The 15,243-nt window shown below is 72.4% G+C and carries 8 protein-coding genes and 2 pseudogenes; 8 read left to right on the top strand and 2 right to left on the bottom strand.

The features are described from left to right. The first annotated feature begins 323 nt into the window (after positions 1 to 323). Both AB0L33_RS04940 and AB0L33_RS04935 read left to right on the top strand, forming a co-directional pair. The gene (locus tag AB0L33_RS04940; RefSeq protein WP_365677724.1) at positions 324 to 908 is read left to right on the top strand and encodes a hypothetical protein; all 585 of its coding nucleotides are present in this window, start codon (positions 324 to 326) and stop codon (positions 906 to 908) included. Beyond that, entirely contained in the window at positions 908 to 1,417 is a 510-nt protein-coding gene (locus AB0L33_RS04935; RefSeq protein ID WP_365677723.1) for a MauE/DoxX family redox-associated membrane protein, read from the top strand. The genes AB0L33_RS04940 and AB0L33_RS04935 overlap by 1 nt, the downstream gene beginning before the upstream one ends. Before the next feature lie 53 nt (positions 1,418 to 1,470). Here AB0L33_RS04935 and AB0L33_RS04930 read toward each other — a convergent pair whose 3' ends face one another. Next, entirely contained in the window at positions 1,471 to 4,416 is a 2,946-nt protein-coding gene (locus tag AB0L33_RS04930) for a BTAD domain-containing putative transcriptional regulator (RefSeq protein WP_365677915.1), read from the bottom strand. A gap of 183 nt (positions 4,417 to 4,599) precedes the next feature. After that, positions 4,600 to 4,778 (bottom strand): annotated as a pseudogene (locus AB0L33_RS04925) (Scr1 family TA system antitoxin-like transcriptional regulator); the annotation flags it as partial. A gap of 239 nt (positions 4,779 to 5,017) precedes the next feature. On the opposite strand from AB0L33_RS04925, the pseudogene AB0L33_RS04920 reads away from it, so the two are divergent. The 6 genes and pseudogenes from AB0L33_RS04920 to AB0L33_RS04895 form a co-directional block, all read left to right on the top strand. Next, positions 5,018 to 5,146 (top strand): annotated as a pseudogene (locus AB0L33_RS04920) (helix-turn-helix domain-containing protein); the annotation flags it as partial. A 136-nt stretch (positions 5,147 to 5,282) separates the two neighbouring features. After that, positions 5,283 to 5,828, top strand: coding sequence for an AAA family ATPase (locus AB0L33_RS04915; protein WP_365677721.1), 546 nt, complete (start codon positions 5,283 to 5,285; stop codon positions 5,826 to 5,828). Positions 5,829 to 6,297: 469 nt separating this feature from the next. After that, entirely contained in the window at positions 6,298 to 9,720 is a 3,423-nt protein-coding gene (locus tag AB0L33_RS04910; protein ID WP_365677720.1) for a CARDB domain-containing protein, read from the top strand. Between the two features lie 342 nt (positions 9,721 to 10,062). Beyond that, entirely contained in the window at positions 10,063 to 10,884 is an 822-nt protein-coding gene (locus AB0L33_RS04905) for a hypothetical protein (protein ID WP_365677719.1), read from the top strand. A 6-nt stretch (positions 10,885 to 10,890) separates the two neighbouring features. Continuing rightward, positions 10,891 to 13,017, top strand: coding sequence for a bifunctional serine/threonine-protein kinase/ABC transporter substrate-binding protein (locus AB0L33_RS04900; protein ID WP_365677718.1), 2,127 nt, complete (start codon positions 10,891 to 10,893; stop codon positions 13,015 to 13,017). A 6-nt stretch (positions 13,018 to 13,023) separates the two neighbouring features. Further along, entirely contained in the window at positions 13,024 to 15,141 is a 2,118-nt protein-coding gene (locus AB0L33_RS04895) for a bifunctional serine/threonine-protein kinase/ABC transporter substrate-binding protein (RefSeq protein WP_365677717.1), read from the top strand. The last annotated feature ends 102 nt before the right edge of the window (positions 15,142 to 15,243 follow it).

The following is a 15,243-nucleotide window of genomic DNA, read 5'->3' as shown; positions in this document are numbered from 1 at the left end:
TTTCGCACACCAATTGACGATCCGGCGACATTTCATTTTCGAAATAGCCATTGCCGCGCACTTGCATAACGCCTGACATATACCGGGAATCACTGGGTGAATATCGGTCATTCTATCTTTCTGATTGACTTCGGAGAATTTCCGTTGTTGACTCCTCTCGGCCGCTCTCGCTGGAGCCGGCCGGGGCGGATGCCGGCCGTGTCCCCACTCTGTCGCGGCGTCCTTCTCGTGTTCTTCTCGTCCGCTTCTCGCGCTCTTCCCGCGCTCGTTCCGAGCCCTTCCCGTCCGCACGCTCCTCGCGTGCACCGTCATGAGAGGCAGCCGTGCTTCCCGCACTCACCGCACTCGTCGTCCTGCTGACGATCGCCACCGCGGCGAACTTCCTGCTGACGTCCGCCCTCGCGCGGCGGCTGCGCGCCGTCGAACTCACCGGGGTGCGCCCTGCCCGTCGGCCGCCCGTCGGCACCCGGGTGAGCGATTTCGCCGCGCGCTCCGTGTCGGGGCGGGCGATCGAGCGGGCCGACCTGCTCGGTGGCGAACGGCTGGCCGTCTTCCTCCAGGTCGGCTGCGGACCCTGCGGGGATCTGATCGCGGACATCGCGGGAAACCCCGCAGCCGGCGGGCTCCCGACGTACTTCTTCGTGTCGGGGGATCCCTCGGACACGAAGACACGGGAGATGGCCGGGCGGCTGTCGGAGCTCGGCGAGATCGCCCTGGTGGGCACCGGGCCGGAGGTGGGGGCGGCGTTCGGCGGCATCGACGTCTTCCCGACGCTGCTGGTGCTGCGCGACGCGGTGGTCACCGCGTCCGGCCACGATCTGGCGGGTACGCTGCCGGACCGGCCCGGCGAGGCCGCCGAGGGCGGCCGGGGCGACCGGGTGCCGGCCCACGCGGCGGACGGCCGGTGATGAGCCTCGCGCAGCCGGCCTGCCGGGCCCTGCTGGCCGTGGTGTTCGCGGTCGCGGTCGTGGGCAAGGCCCGCAGCCGTACGGCGTTCGCGCTCTTCGTCGGCTCGCTCGCCGACCACCGGTGGCTCCCTGCCGGGCTGCGCGGAGCGACCGCGGTCTCGACGCTGGCCGCCGAGACCGCAGTGGTGGTCCTGATGGTGCCGGCCGGACGGCCTGGCGCCCTCCTCGCTCTCGGCCTGCTCGCGGCGTTCACGGGGGTGACGCTGCGGGCGGGCCGAGCCGGCGACTGCCAGTGCTTCGGCGCCGGCGCGGCCGGGTCCGGACCGGGCGCCTTCGTGGCCCGCAACGCCACTCTGGCACTGGCCGCCGTCGCCGTGGTCCTGCTCCCCGGCAGCCCGGTGGCGTCGGGGCCCGGAGCGGTGGCGGTGCTGTCCGGGGCGGCCGCCGGACTAGCGGTCACCCGCTGGGACGACCTCGCTTATCTGCTCCGGCGCCCGGCTACAGGATGAGCGGCAGTGGGGCGGGGCCGGCACCGGAGCGCCCGGCCCCGCCCCACCGGCTCTCACGCCAGCAGCGCCCGGACCTTCTCCGCGTCCGGACTGCCACATTCCAAGAAGACTTCCAGGGCGTCCTGCCAGTGCGCGCGCGCCTGGTCCGGTTGTCCGCTCGCCGCGAGCGTCTCGCCCAGTTGGTGCAGGATCTGCCCGGTGTGCAGCGCGTCGCCGAGGCGACGCGCCTCGGCGAGGGCGTCCCGCGCGTCCCGCGCCGCCTGCTCGTACCGCCCGCCCCGGTGGCGCACCCGGGCGAGGTTGGAACGGAAGACGTACGACGGCTCGCCCGGCCGGCGGGCGGCCATCACCTCCAGCGCCTCCCCCACCAAGGCCTCCGCGGCGCTGTGCTCGTGCAGGTCCGCCAGGGTGATGCCCAGGTTGGCGAGGGAGACCGTCAGCAACCGCGGGTCGTCGAGAACCCGCGCCGCGGCGAGCGCGCTCTCCTGGTACGCACGGGCCTCCGCCAGCCGGCCGAGGTCGTAGTGAAGGCTGCCGAGGTTGGCCCGGGTGGCCAGGGCCGGCCGCTGCATCCCGGTCCGCTCGTAGAATCCCAGGGCTCGCTCGTACGCGGCAGTGGCGGGCTCGAGTTCGCGGCGCAACGAGTGGACGACTCCCAGGCCGTTGGCCATCCGCGCAGCGGCGTGTTCGTTGCCGATCGCCCGGGCCGCGTCCTCGCCCCGCTGCGCGCACTCGGTCAGGGCGTCGAGCCGGTGGCTGCGCAGCAGATAGCCGAAGTGGTGGTCGGCCAGCTGCCAGACCACCCGGTGATCACCGCGCTCGACGGCCAGCCGCAGCAGGGCCAGCAGATTCTCCGACTCCTCCTCGAACCAGGAGAGCGCGGCCGCGTAGTCGGCGAGCGGCGCGGGATCGTCGAGCGGGTACACGACCTGCACGCCGAGGTCCGCCCGGCCAGGGTCCAGCAGCCGCTCCCCCGCCTTGCTGACACCGATGTACCAGTCGTACAACCGGCCCAAAGCGGCATCCCGCTCGGCCGGATCGCCGTCGGCGCGGCTGCGGGCGTACAGCCGTACCAGGTCGTGCAGGGCGTACCGAGACGGCCCCTGGCGCTCCACCAGGTGGACCGTCTCCAACTCGCGCAGCAGTCTCCGGTTCGCGCCGGCGGCACGGGCCGGCAGCACGGGGCCGGTGTGCGTGAGCGCGGCGGCCGCGGCCGGCCCCAGCCACTGGCCGGGGTGTACGCCCTGCAGCCGGAACGCGCGGGCCAGGTCCGCCCGCAGATGCCGGTACGTGTGGTCGAGGGCCCGGCCGACGGCGCTGCTGTCGTCACCTGGCAGTTCGAGGGCGCCGAGCCGGTCGCTGTCCGTGGCGAGTTCGGCCACCAGCTCGGCCAGCAGCATCCCGCCCTCCAGCAGTCGGGCCGCGGCGATCCGCAGGGCCAGGGGCAACTCGCCGCACAAGCGGGCGAGTTCCCGGGCCGCGTCCGGCTCGGCCGCGATCCGCCCGGGGCCGACGACCCGGCCGAGCACCTCGACGGCCCGCTCGGGCCGCAGAGAATCCACCCGGACTGCCGCGGCCCCCGACTCGACCAGCAGGGTCCCCAGCATGTTGCGGCTGGTGACCAGGGTCAGGCAGCCCGCCGAGCCGGGCAGCAACGGCCGGATACGGCGGTAGTCACGGGCGTTGTCGAGGACCACCAGGACCCGGCGTCCGGCGAGACAGGACCGGTACAGGTCCTCGCGCGCGGCGGTCGACGCGGGGATCTGCGGGGCGGGCACGCCAAGCGCGATGAGGAACCGCTCCAATACGGTTCCGGGCTCCTCGCAGTCGCCCTCGGCATAGCCCCTCAGGTCCACGAAGAGCTGCCCGTCCGGGAACTCCTCGGCCCGCTGGTGGGCCCAGCGGACCACCAGTGCGGTCTTGCCCACGCCCGCCGGACCGGTGACCAGCGCGACACGGGGAACACCGAATTCCTGCTCCCTCACCGCGTCCAGGGCAGCGAGCTGCTCGTCGCGGCCGATGAACCCCGCGGTGTACGGAGGGAGCTGGGCGGGTCGCGGAGCCTTCCCCCACAGGTCCGACCAGCTCAGGCCCACGGCCGGAGTCGCCGGCCCGCCCGGCGCGGCGGACGGGGCGGCCGGGCTGGGTGCGGCGGACGGGGCGGGCTCCGGCCCACCGCCCGCGCCCGGTCCGGTCAAGACGGCGGGCCCGCCCGCACGGCCGGCCCCGGCGACGTCCGAGCCTCCGCCCGGGGCCACCAGCGCCGGGTCGCCGCGCAATACGGCCTGCTCCAGCTCGACCAGCGACCGCCCGGGGTCGAGCCCGAACTCGTCGACCAGCAGTGCGCGCACGGAGCGGGCCACCGCGAGCGCGTCGGTCTGCCGGCCGCTGCGGTACAGCGCCAGCATCAGGCGCTCGGCGATGCCCTCCCGGGCCGGGTGGATCGCGAGCACGGCGGTCAGCTCGGGCACCAACTCGCGGTGCCTGCCCCGGCCGAGCTCGATGTCGGCGAGCAGTTCGTGGGCGGCGAACCGCTGTTCCTCCAGCCGCATCCGCGCCGGTCCGGCGAACGGGGCCGTGATGTCGGCGAGCGCCGCACCCCGCCACAGTCCGAGACCGTCGCGTACGGTACGGGCCGCCTCGCCCGACTCACCGGCGCCGGCGAGTCGGCCCGCCTCGTCCAGCCGGCTGGCGAACTCGTCCGCGTCCAGGGCGCGCGCGGCGACCGTCAGGCGGTAGGTGCCATGGTGCGAGGTGAGCGGCGCGTCCCCGCTCGCACCAAGTATCCTGCGCAGCTCCGAGACTGCGGTGTGGACTTGGCCGCGCGCACTGGCGGGCGGGTCCTGCTCCCAGAGCGCGTCCACCAATTGTTCGGTGGTCACCGAGCGGTTGGCGTGGAGCAGAAGGAACGCGAGGACCGCGCGCCGACGTGGACGGTCAACCCCGACCGGGCGGTCCCCATCGGACACTTCGAGCGATCCGAGAATGCCATAACGCATGTGCTGTGCTCCCGAGCACGTCCATCGATCACGGGGGCCGCACGGGTGCGTGCCAACGGCTGTCATGGGACAGCCGTTCCCCCCGGAAGGATCATGGACCCGACAGGCAGCGTAGCGGAACGCCACCATGCTGTTGAATTGTGGACAGTTGCGGAAGTTCATCCAGGGCTTCCATCGCGGGAGAGAAGCGAGCGGCATCACGGCCAGAAGGTGGCGCAACTGCCCACGCATCGCCCGGGAGCGGCGGTGCGGTAGCGCAGGACGGACTCCTCGATGAGGACGACGTAGCGGTGGCCGCCCTCGTAGAGGAGGCGGGAGCGGGCGGCGACCGCCTCGGCGACGTCGCGGGGGTGCGAACGCCGGTGTCTGGAGGAGGGCGGGGGCAGCCGGGACGCCGCGCCAGGCGACAGCGGTCCGCAGCACGAACAGGACGGCGGCGAGAGCTGTTCGGTCAGGAACACGCAACCGCCCTTCGAAAAAGGCTTCCTGGCCGCAGGAGGCGAAGACGCGCGATTCCGCCGCTCGGGGGGTCGTCCAGGGCTTCGGCCGCGACCCTGAGCTGGAGTCCGACGACGGTGAGGGTGTGCCCGACGACATGGTCACCAGCACACTGCACGAGCAGACCACCAAGACGGGCTGGTCGCGCAGCCGCCTGTCCCGGCACGCCTCCCGCATGGAGGCCCGCGGCCTCATCCACCGCGCACCCGATCCGGCCGACGGCCGAGGCTGCCCTCGGCCACATCGCGCGCAAGCTGCCGAGGGACCAGTAGAAACATACGCAGGCTGACAAGCGGGCGATGAAGTGCCAAGGCGCGCGTCGAGGTACCAGCGAGTTTGGCTCACAACGCACGAAAGGGCATCTCAGCATGCGACGATACGTTCTCACTGGCACGCCGGGCGCGGGCAAGACATCGATCTTGCGGTGCCTGGCGAAACGTGGCTACGAGGTTGTCGAGGAAGCCGCGACCACGGTCATCGCACGAGCACAGGCTCGGGGCGAGAGTGAGCCGTGGAGACGGGCAGCCTTCATCGATGAGGTCGTCGACCTGCAGAAACAACGGCAGTTGGAAGCCCCCGCCACAGACGCTGTCCAGGTGTTCGACCGCTCACCGATCTGCACACACGCGCTCGCGAACTATCTGGGGCGGCCGGTGTCCCGTGTGCTGACGGCGGAGATCCAGCGAATCGCTGTTGAGGAGATCTACGAGCGGCAGGTGCTCTTCGTCCGCAATCTAGGATTCTGTGAGCCCACCAGTGCCCGTCGAATCAGCTTCCAGGAGTCGCTGGCATTCGAGAAGATCCACGAACAGAGCTACCGCGCGTTCGGTTTCGAGCTCATCGACATCCCTGCGGGCGACCTGGCCGACCGTGTCGCCGCGGTCACCTCGGTCATCTCGCGGCCCGAGTCCTGAGCGCCACAGGTCGTCACGCCTTCACCGGCGGCGTCTCGGGCTGGTGCCCCTGATCATCCTTGGCCTCGGGCCGGATGGCGGCCACCACTGCCCGCACGTCGAAGGGTCCGCAGTACCTCATCCGGGCGAAGGCACGCTCGGCGCGGCACCCGGTCGGCAGACGGCATGCACTTCCACTTGTTGCACGATGCGTTATACGCGACCACTGAACGTAACAAGGTGGCCAGAACCGTTGACAAACCTTTAACTCGTCAGAAACCTGTCTCCAAGTATCCGCAAAAACTCGACGCGTTCACTTAAAAATCCACCATCACCCCTCGTGGGTGCGGGACTTCGCCCCACCCGTGGCCCCACCGGCTCCACGCGTCACCACGGTCTCCGGCCCCGGAGGCCGCCGCCCGTCCGGGTCCGTCCGGCCGGGCGGACCGTCCCGCCTCTACTCCCCACCCCTCACCGAACAGAGGACAGCATGAGACGGAAGTCACCCGTCCGACGGCTGGTCGCCGGGCTGCTCGCGGCCTGTCTGATCCCCCTCGGACTGCTCACCTCGACTGCGCACGCCGCCGCGCCCCGGGCGGTCGCCGCCGGGCCCAATCTCGCTCTGGGCCGTCCGGCCACCGCCGGCGGCGCCAACGGCGAGTACGGCGCAGGCAACGTCACCGACGGGAACCAGGCGAGCTATTGGGAGGGGCCCGCCGGCTCCTTCCCGCAGTGGATCCGTGTCGACCTCGGCGTCAGGACGTCCGTCGACGAGGTGACCCTCAAGCTCCCCACGACGTGGGAGGCGCGCGACGAGACTCTCACCGTGCAGGGCAGCACCGACGGCGACACCTGGAGCACCCTTTCCGGCTCCGCCGAGCGCACCTTCACCCCCGCCGCTGCCGGTGCCGTGACGATAGGCTTCGGCGCCACCGACGTCCGGTACGTCCGGGTGCAGATCACCGCCAACACCGGCTGGCAGGCCGCGCAGCTGTCGGAGCTGGAGGTCCGCGGTGCGGGCGGCGGAAGTGACCCCGGTGACCCCGGCACTCCGCCCACCGGCACCAACCTCGCCAAGGGCAAGCCCGTAGAGGCCAACAACTACGTCCACACCTTCGTCCCGGCCAACGCCAACGACGGCGACGTGAACACGTACTGGGAGTCCGCCGGACTGCCGGGGCAGCTCACCGTGAAGCTCGGCGCCGACGCGGAGCTCTCCGCCGTCGTCGTGAAGCTCAACCCCGACACCGCGTGGGGCCCACGGACTCAGGCGATCGAGGTGAGTGGCCGCGGTCAGAGCGCCTCCGCCTTCACCACGCTCAAGGCCCGCGCGAACTACGACTTCAGCCCCGCCGGGAACAAGAACACCGTGACCATCCCGGTCTCCGGCCGCGCCGCCGACCTCCGGCTCGCGCTCAGCGCCAACTCCGGTGCGCCCGGCGGCCAGATCGCCGAGGTCGAGGTCGTCGGCACCGCAGCGCCCAACCCCGACCTCACGCTCACCGACCTGAGCTGGACGCCCGCCTCCCCGTCCGAGAAGGACGCGGTGAGCGTCAAGGCCACCGTCCGCAACGCCGGTACGGCCGCCTCCCCCGCCACCACCGTCGCCGTCAGTCTGGACGGCACCGTCGCGGGCACCGCCGCTGTCGGCGCGCTCGCCACCGGCGCCTCGGCGACCGTCACGGTGGACACCGGCACGCACCCGCAGGGCTCCTACGCGGTCTCTGCCGCCGTGGACCCGAACAACACCGTCGTCGAGCAGGACGACAGCAACAACAGCCGGGCGGGCGCCACGCCGCTCGTCGTCACGCAGAGCCCCGGACCCGACCTCCAGGTCACCGGCATCGCCACCAACCCGGAGAGCCCGGCGAGCGGGGCGAGCGTCAGCTTCACCGTCACCGTCAAGAACCGCGGCACGAGCGCCGTCGCGGCCGGCACCGTCACCCGGCTGACGGCCGGGACGACCACACTGAGCGGCACCACCCCCGCCGTCGCGGCGGGCGCCTCCGTGCAAGTGCCGATCTCCGGCACCTGGACCGCGACCGACGGCGGCGCGACGCTCAGCGCGAGCGCCGACGCGACGAACACCGTCGCCGAGACCGACGAGAACAACAACACCTTCGCCCGCTCGATCGTCGTCGGCCGGGGCGCCGCCGTGCCGTACACCGAGTACGAGGCCGAGAACGGCACGTACACCGGCAGGCTGCTCACCAGCGACGCCAAGCGCACCTTCGGGCACACCAACTTCGCCACCGAGTCCAGCGGGCGCAAGTCGGTGCGGCTCGACAACACCGGTGAGTACGTCGAGTTCACCTCCACGAACCCGGCCAACTCGATCGTCGTGCGCAACTCCGTCCCGGACGCCGCCGGGGGCGGCGGACAGGCCGCGACGCTCAGCCTCTACGCGGACGGGAAGTTCGTCCGCAAGCTCGACCTCTCGTCGAAGCACTCGTGGCTCTACGGCTCGACCGACGACCCGGAGGGCCTGACCAACACCCCCGGCGGGGACGCGCGGCGCCTCTTCGACGAGTCGAACGCACTGCTCGCCCAGACCTACCCGGTGGGCACCACGTTCCGGTTGCAGCGCGACGCCGGCGACTCCGCGGCCTTCTACATCGTGGACCTCGTGGACCTGGAACAGGTCGCCCCGGCGAAGACGAAGCCTTCCGACTGCACCTCGATCACCGAGTACGGTGCCGTCCCCAATGACGGCATCGACGACACCGACGCCCTTCAGCGAGCCGTGATGGCGGACCAGGCCGGGCAGATCTCCTGCGTCTGGATCCCTGCCGGGCAGTGGCGCCAGGAGCAGAAGATCCTCACCCCCGACCCGCAGCACCGCGGCCAGTACAACCAGGTCGGCATCAAGAACGTCAGGATCGTGGGCGCCGGCATGTGGTACTCGCAGCTCTACACCCTCACCCAGCCGCAGGACGCCGGCGGCATCAACCATCCGCACGAGGGCAACTTCGGCTTCGACATCGACGACAACACGCAAATCTCCGACATCGCCATCTTCGGCTCCGGACGGATCCGCGGCGGCGACGGCAACGCGGAGGGCGGCGTCGGCATCAACGGGCGCCTGGGGAAGAACACCAAGATCTCCAACGTGTGGATCGAGCACGCCAACGTCGGTGTCTGGGTCGGCCGCGACTACTCCAACATCCCCGAGCTGTGGGGACCGGGCGACGGCCTGGAGTTCAGCGGGATGCGGATCCGCGACACGTACGCGGACGGCATCAACTTCACCAACGGCACCCGCAACTCGACCGTCTACAACTCGTCCTTCCGCAACACCGGCGATGACTCGCTCGCCGTCTGGTCGAGCAAGTACGTCAAGGACACCTCGGTCGACGTCGGCTCCGACAACCACTTCCGCAACAACACGATTCAACTGCCCTGGAGGGCCAACGGCATCGCGATCTACGGCGGCTTCGGGAACACCATCGAGAACAACGTCGTCTCCGACACGATGAACTACCCGGGCATCATGCTCGCCACCGACCACGACCCCATCCCCTTCAGCGGCCAGACACTCATCGCGGGCAACACCCTGAACCGCACCGGCGGGGCGTTCTGGAACGAGGACCAGGAGTTCGGCGCCATCACGCTCTTCGCGCAGGCGACCAGCATCCCGGGCGTCACCATCCGGGACACCGACATCCTCGACTCGACGTACGACGGCATCCAGTTCAAGACGGGGGGCGGTGAGTACACCGGGACGAAGATCTCCGACGTACGCATCGACAAGTCGAACAACGGCTCGGGCATCCTCGCGATGGGCGGCGCCCGCGGCAACGCGACGCTCTCCAACGTGACGATCTCGAACTCGCGCGACGGCGACCTGCTCGTCGAGCCGGGCTCGCAGTTCACCTTCACGGGCAGCCTCACGAAGAAAGCCACCAAGGACTGACCCGGCATCCTCACGAGGCCCCGCCCGCGTCTCCTCACAGGGATGCGGGCGGGGCCTCGCGCCGTGGGCAGGCGCGCCATGCCGCGCGGAGCGGGCGCGGCGTACGGTGGGGCGTTCGGCAATTCCACGGCCCGCTTGGTCACGGACTCAACCACTGGGCCGTCGTCCACGAGCTTGACCGGCGCCGACGCGCGGCGCCCTTGCCGCGCGCAACCGGGCAACCGTGACGCAAGCACCCCGGCGAGCACCAGCACGCGCCGGCCATGGTTTCCCCGGGAACCGGCAGCCCTCCTCCCGTACTCATAGGATCGACGTGACTTCGGGGATACGGGGTGGTTGTGCGTGGTTCGCGGGGGACCGATACGCGGGTGGCGCGGCTACGGAGTCCTGGCGGCGGTCCCGCTGCTGCTGATGACCGCGTGCGGCGGGGGCGGTGGAGGGGACGGGGACGCGGCGAGGAAGCGGCCGGGCGCCTCCCCACCCGCCACCGGAAGCAGGAGCCCCGAGGCCACTGGAGCGCCCGTCATCGACGCCGACCCGGCACGGCTGCCCACCACCCGCCAAGCGGCCCTCCACCTCATCGGGCAGGTCATCGCGGACCCCGAGAGCTTCGGACCCGGGGTCGTCGCGCGCACCCCGTACGAAAGCGGCCAGGGCACCTGGCCGGTGCTCGACGCCGATTGCGTGTGGCAGCAGCGCAAGCCGGACCCCGGGATCCTGGCCACCCTCACACGCTCCTTCGAGGTCCCCGCGGGCCAGGGCAAGGGGCCGCTGCGGCTCGCCGCGATCGTCACGGTGCACCGCACGGACGACGGAGCGCGCTGGGAGATGGCCGAATCGCTGGAGGAATCGATGCGCTGCCCCACGCAGCAGTTGCGCCGGGGTGAGTTCATCGGCGGGCTCGGCGCGGGCGCCCTGGCCCGGGGCGAGGCCAATCAGACCAACTCCGAGGACACGCTGGTGGAATCCGGTGAATTCCGCAGCACCGAACTCGGCGGCCCCTACCCGTATTTCTGGGAGCAGGACCAGATCCTCCGGTTCACCTTCGCCGTGACAGCCAAGGGCGCCAAGGGGTGGACGGACACCGAGATCGGCGACCTCGGCGTCCAGGCCCAGAGCGCCATGCTGATGCGGCTGCACGCAGCCGTCGGGAAGAAGGGCTGAGAGCACGTGGAAAAGTTGCGGGCCTCGGACCCGTCATGGATCGGCGGACACCGGCTGCTGGGGCGCCTCGGCGCAGGTGGCATGGGCGCCGTCTACCTCGGCAGGACCGCCGACGGGGCGCTGGCCGCCGTCAAGGTGATCCTGCCCGAACACGCCGGCGACGCCGGCTTCCGGGTCCGCTTCCGTCGCGAGGCAGAGGCCGCGCGCCGAGTGGACAGCCCCTGGGCGGTGCGGGTCACCGGCTCCGGCACGGAGGACGAACGGCCTTGGCTGGCCACCGAGTTCGTACCCGGCCCAGCGCTCTCCGAGGCGGTCACCCGGTGTGGCCCCCTGCCCGCGCGGAGCGTCCGGGTGCTCGGTCGGCTGCTGGCCCGCGCGCTGGCGTCGGTGCATGCGGCGGGGCTCGTCCACCGCGACGTCAAACCCGGCAACGTCCTGCTGGGCGCCGACGAGCCGCGACTGATCGACTTCGGCGTCGCACGGGTCACCGGCGCCACCTCGCTCACCGCGACGGGCCTGGTGGTGGGGACCCCCGGCTTCCTCGCGCCGGAGCAGGCCACCGAGGGCGCCACTGTCGGACCGGCCGGTGACGTCTTCTCGCTGGGCTGCCTCCTCGCGTACGCCGCGACCGGACGGCTGCCCTTCGGGAGCGGCGCCGTGGACGCCCTGCTCTACCGCACCGTCCACGAGGAGCCGGACCTCGAGGGCATCGACGACCCCGGACTGCGGACTCTGCTCAACGCCGTGCTCGACAAGGACCCGGCCGCCCGCCCCACCGCCGCCGCAGTCGACGGACTGATCGCCGAGGACGCCCCGAACGGTTCGATCGACTGGCTTCCCGGGGACGTCGTACAACTGATCGCCGACCGGGCCGCCACGGTCCTTGCTTTGCCCGGCATCGACGCCACACTCGCCGACGAATCCGGGACCCCCGCCCCGGCCCGGCGCGGGCTGCTCCTCCTCGCGGGCGCCGGAGCGGTGGCCGTCGCGGGCGGGGCCTTCGCCGTGCGCGAGTGGCTGCGCGACGACGACACCACAGGCTCCCGCGCGGACGCACGGACCTGGACCATCGGCGTGCAGGCCGATCTGTCCGGGCCCCGGGCGGCGGACGGACGGGCCCAGGAACGCGGGGTGCGGCTCGCGCTCGACCGGTTCAACTCCCTTGCGGACAAGCCGTTCACCCTGCGCGTGAAGGTGCTCGACGACCGGGGCGAACCCGCCGCGGCCGAGCGCGCCGCCGAGCGGTTCGCCCGGGACCGCGACGTGCTCGCCGTCGTCGGCCCGACCGACGACCCCGCCACCACAGCGGTGCTCGGAATCTACGACGAGGCGATGCTGCCGCTGGTCACCGTTTCGTCCCAGCAGATCAGTTTCGCCGTACGGTCCATGAGGTCCTTCTTCCAGGCGGTGCCGTCCGACGTCGCGCTGGCGTATCCGATCCGCAACCGGCTGGTGCTCCGGCCCGACGTGCAACGGCTCGGAGTGCTCGTCGACCGGGCCGGCGGCCAGTCCGCGTACCTGACGGGCTACTTCCTGAACCGGATCGTCGTCGATTCCACGGACGGGACCACCTACCCCCGCGTGGTGCCCGCAGGCACCCGCGACCTCGCCCCGGTCGTCGCCGACCTGCTCGCACACCACAGCGACGCCTTCTTCCACGCCGGGGACCGGGCCGGGGCCGCTCGCGCTGCCCGGACACTCGCCGCCACCTCCTACAAGGGCCCCCGCATGGCCATGCATTCGGCCATGGGCGCCCGCTTCCTGGAGGACGCCGGGGACGCCGCTGAGGGCTGGGAGTTCGTCTCGCCCTGCGTCGGCGCGACGGCCCCCGCCGTGAAGCAGTTCGCCGCGGCGCACCGGAAGAAGTACGGCGGCGCCCCCGCTGCCTGGGCCGCCGAGGCGTACGACGCGGCCGGGCTGGTTCTCGCCGCCCTCACCGCCCTCGCCCGGAAGAACCGGCCCCCCGCACGGGCCGACCTGGTCGCGAAGATCGCCGCCTCCTCGTACCACGGCATCTCGCGCGACTACGCCTTCGGCAAGGGCAACCGGCTCAAGGGCCAGGCAGCCCACCTCCACGGTGTCCGCGGCGGTGCGTTCCACTACCTCGGCCCGCTGGCCACGAGCGAGAACTGACCGGGCATGCGGCCACTCACTCCGGACGACCCCCGGACCGTCGGCGCGCACCGCATCCTGGCGCGGCTCGGCGCGGGCGGCATGGGCGTCGTATACCTGGCCCGCACGCCCGGCGGGCAGCTCGTGGCCGTGAAGGTCATCCGGGCCGAACACGCCGCCGACCCCGGCTTCCGGGCCAGATTCCGGCGCGAGGCCGAGGCCGTCCGCCGGGTCACCGGTCCCTGGGTGGTCCCGGTGACGGACGCCGACACCGAGGCCCGTGAACCGTGGCTCACCACCGTGTTCGAACCGGGCCCTTCGCTGGCCGACGTCGTCCTGGCCGGAGGTCCCCTGCCGCCCGCGACCGTCCGCGCGCTCGGGGCCCGCCTCGCCGACGCGCTGGACGCGGTGCACGGAGCCGGTCTGGTCCACCGCGACGTGAAACCGGCGAACGTGCTCCTGGCGCTCGACGGGCCCCGGCTCATCGACTTCGGCATCGCCCGCCACCAGGGGGCCACCGCTCTCACCGCGACCGACGCCGTCATCGGCACCCCCGGCTTTCTCGCTCCCGAGCAGGCATCGGGAGGGCGAGCCGGACCCGCCTGCGACGTCTTCGCGCTGGGATGCGTCCTCGCGTACGCGGCGACCGGCCGCCGTCCATTCGGAGACGGCGGGGCCGCGTCCGTACTGTTCCGTACGGTGCACGAGCCACCCGCCCTGCACGGCCTGCCGCCCGCCCTGCTGCCGCTCGTCGAGGCCTGCCTGGCGAAGGCGCCGACGGACCGGCCCACGGCCCGGGACGTGGCCCGGGTCCTCGCCGCACCGCCCGGCGAGGACCCGGGCGCCTGGGCACCGCCCGGACTGGCCGCGGTGATCGCCGCCCGCTCCGCCGCCGCCCTCGACATCACCGCCCCGGAACCTCCCACCGTCGTCGGGGAATCCGTCGCGACCCGTCCCGCCCGGCGGACCGTGCTGATCGCCGGGGCGGCAGGGATCCTGCTGGCAGGGGGCGGGGTGGCGGCCCGTACGGCTACGCGGCGCCCCGGCGCCGGGGCGTCCCCGGGTCCCCGCACCCCGCCCACCCACACCATCGGCCTGCACGCGGACCTCACCGGACCGGGCCGGGCAACCGGCCTCGCGCACCAGCGGGGCATGCGGATCGCCGTCGACGATCACAACGCCCGCGCCGACGCCCCCTTCCGGCTGGCCCTGCGCACCGAGGACGACGGCGGGAACCCCGCCCGCGCGCTCCGGGCCGCCGACCGGCTGGCCGCCGACCCGAAGGTGCTGGCCGTCGTCGGCCCCACCGAGGACGTCCTCGCGGCGTCCGTAGTCGAGCGCTACGAGAAGGCCGACCTCGCCCAGGTCGTCGTCTCGGCCGGGGCCACCACCGCCGAGATGTCGGCCACGCACACGCTCTGCGTGGCCCGCCCCTTCGACAGCGCGCTGCCCATCGGCATCTCGCGCTACGTGTTCCAGGTCCGTCCGGCCGACCGGGTGGCGATCGTGGAGGACCGCGCCGACATCGAGGGTGCCTGGGCCGGCACGAAGACCTTCCGGGACCCACCGCCCGAAGGTGTCGAGGTGACCGTGCACCCGGTCGCGGCGGACACCGATGACTTCGGCCCGGTGGCCCGTGCGGTGGTCGCCGGGAGCGCGGACGCCGTCGTCCTCGCCTCGACGTCCCCGGCCCGGGGCGCCCGCTGCGCCGCCGCCCTGGCGGCCGCCGGGTTCACCGGAACCCGCGTGTCGACGGGGGCGGTACTGGCGCCCGCCTTCCTCAGCGGTGCCGGGAAGGCTTCCGAGGGCTGGGTCTTCGCCCAGGCGTACAGTGACCCGGCGGCGGTCCCGGCCGCGAAGGCGTTCACCGCCGCGTACCGGAAGCGCTTCGGCACCGCTCCCGCCCGTTGGGCCGCCGAGGCGTACGACGCGGTCGGGCTGATCGCCCGCGCGGCACGCACCACCAGCGCCACCGGGGCGGAGCGCGAAGGCATGGCGCAGCGCCTCTTTCTGACCACCCACCCGGGCATCACCCGGACGCTGTCCTTCGACGCCGTGCGACGGGTGCGGTACGAGGGCGGGATCTTTCTCTACCGGGTCGAGGGCGGACGAGCCCGCTTCCTGGGGCCGTACACGAAGGTCTGAGAGCGAGCTCCGGGCGCGGGGGCCTGAAGCGGACCTTCGGGCGCGCTTTCAGCCGGGTGAAACCCGTCGTTCCGGCTGGGCCCGGTACTGCGTCGGTGCGGC

The organism is Streptomyces sp. NPDC052299, from assembly GCF_040679335.1.
Taxonomy (GTDB): Bacteria; Actinomycetota; Actinomycetes; order Streptomycetales; family Streptomycetaceae; genus Streptomyces.
This window is presented reverse-complemented; position numbering and strand designations above follow the sequence as displayed.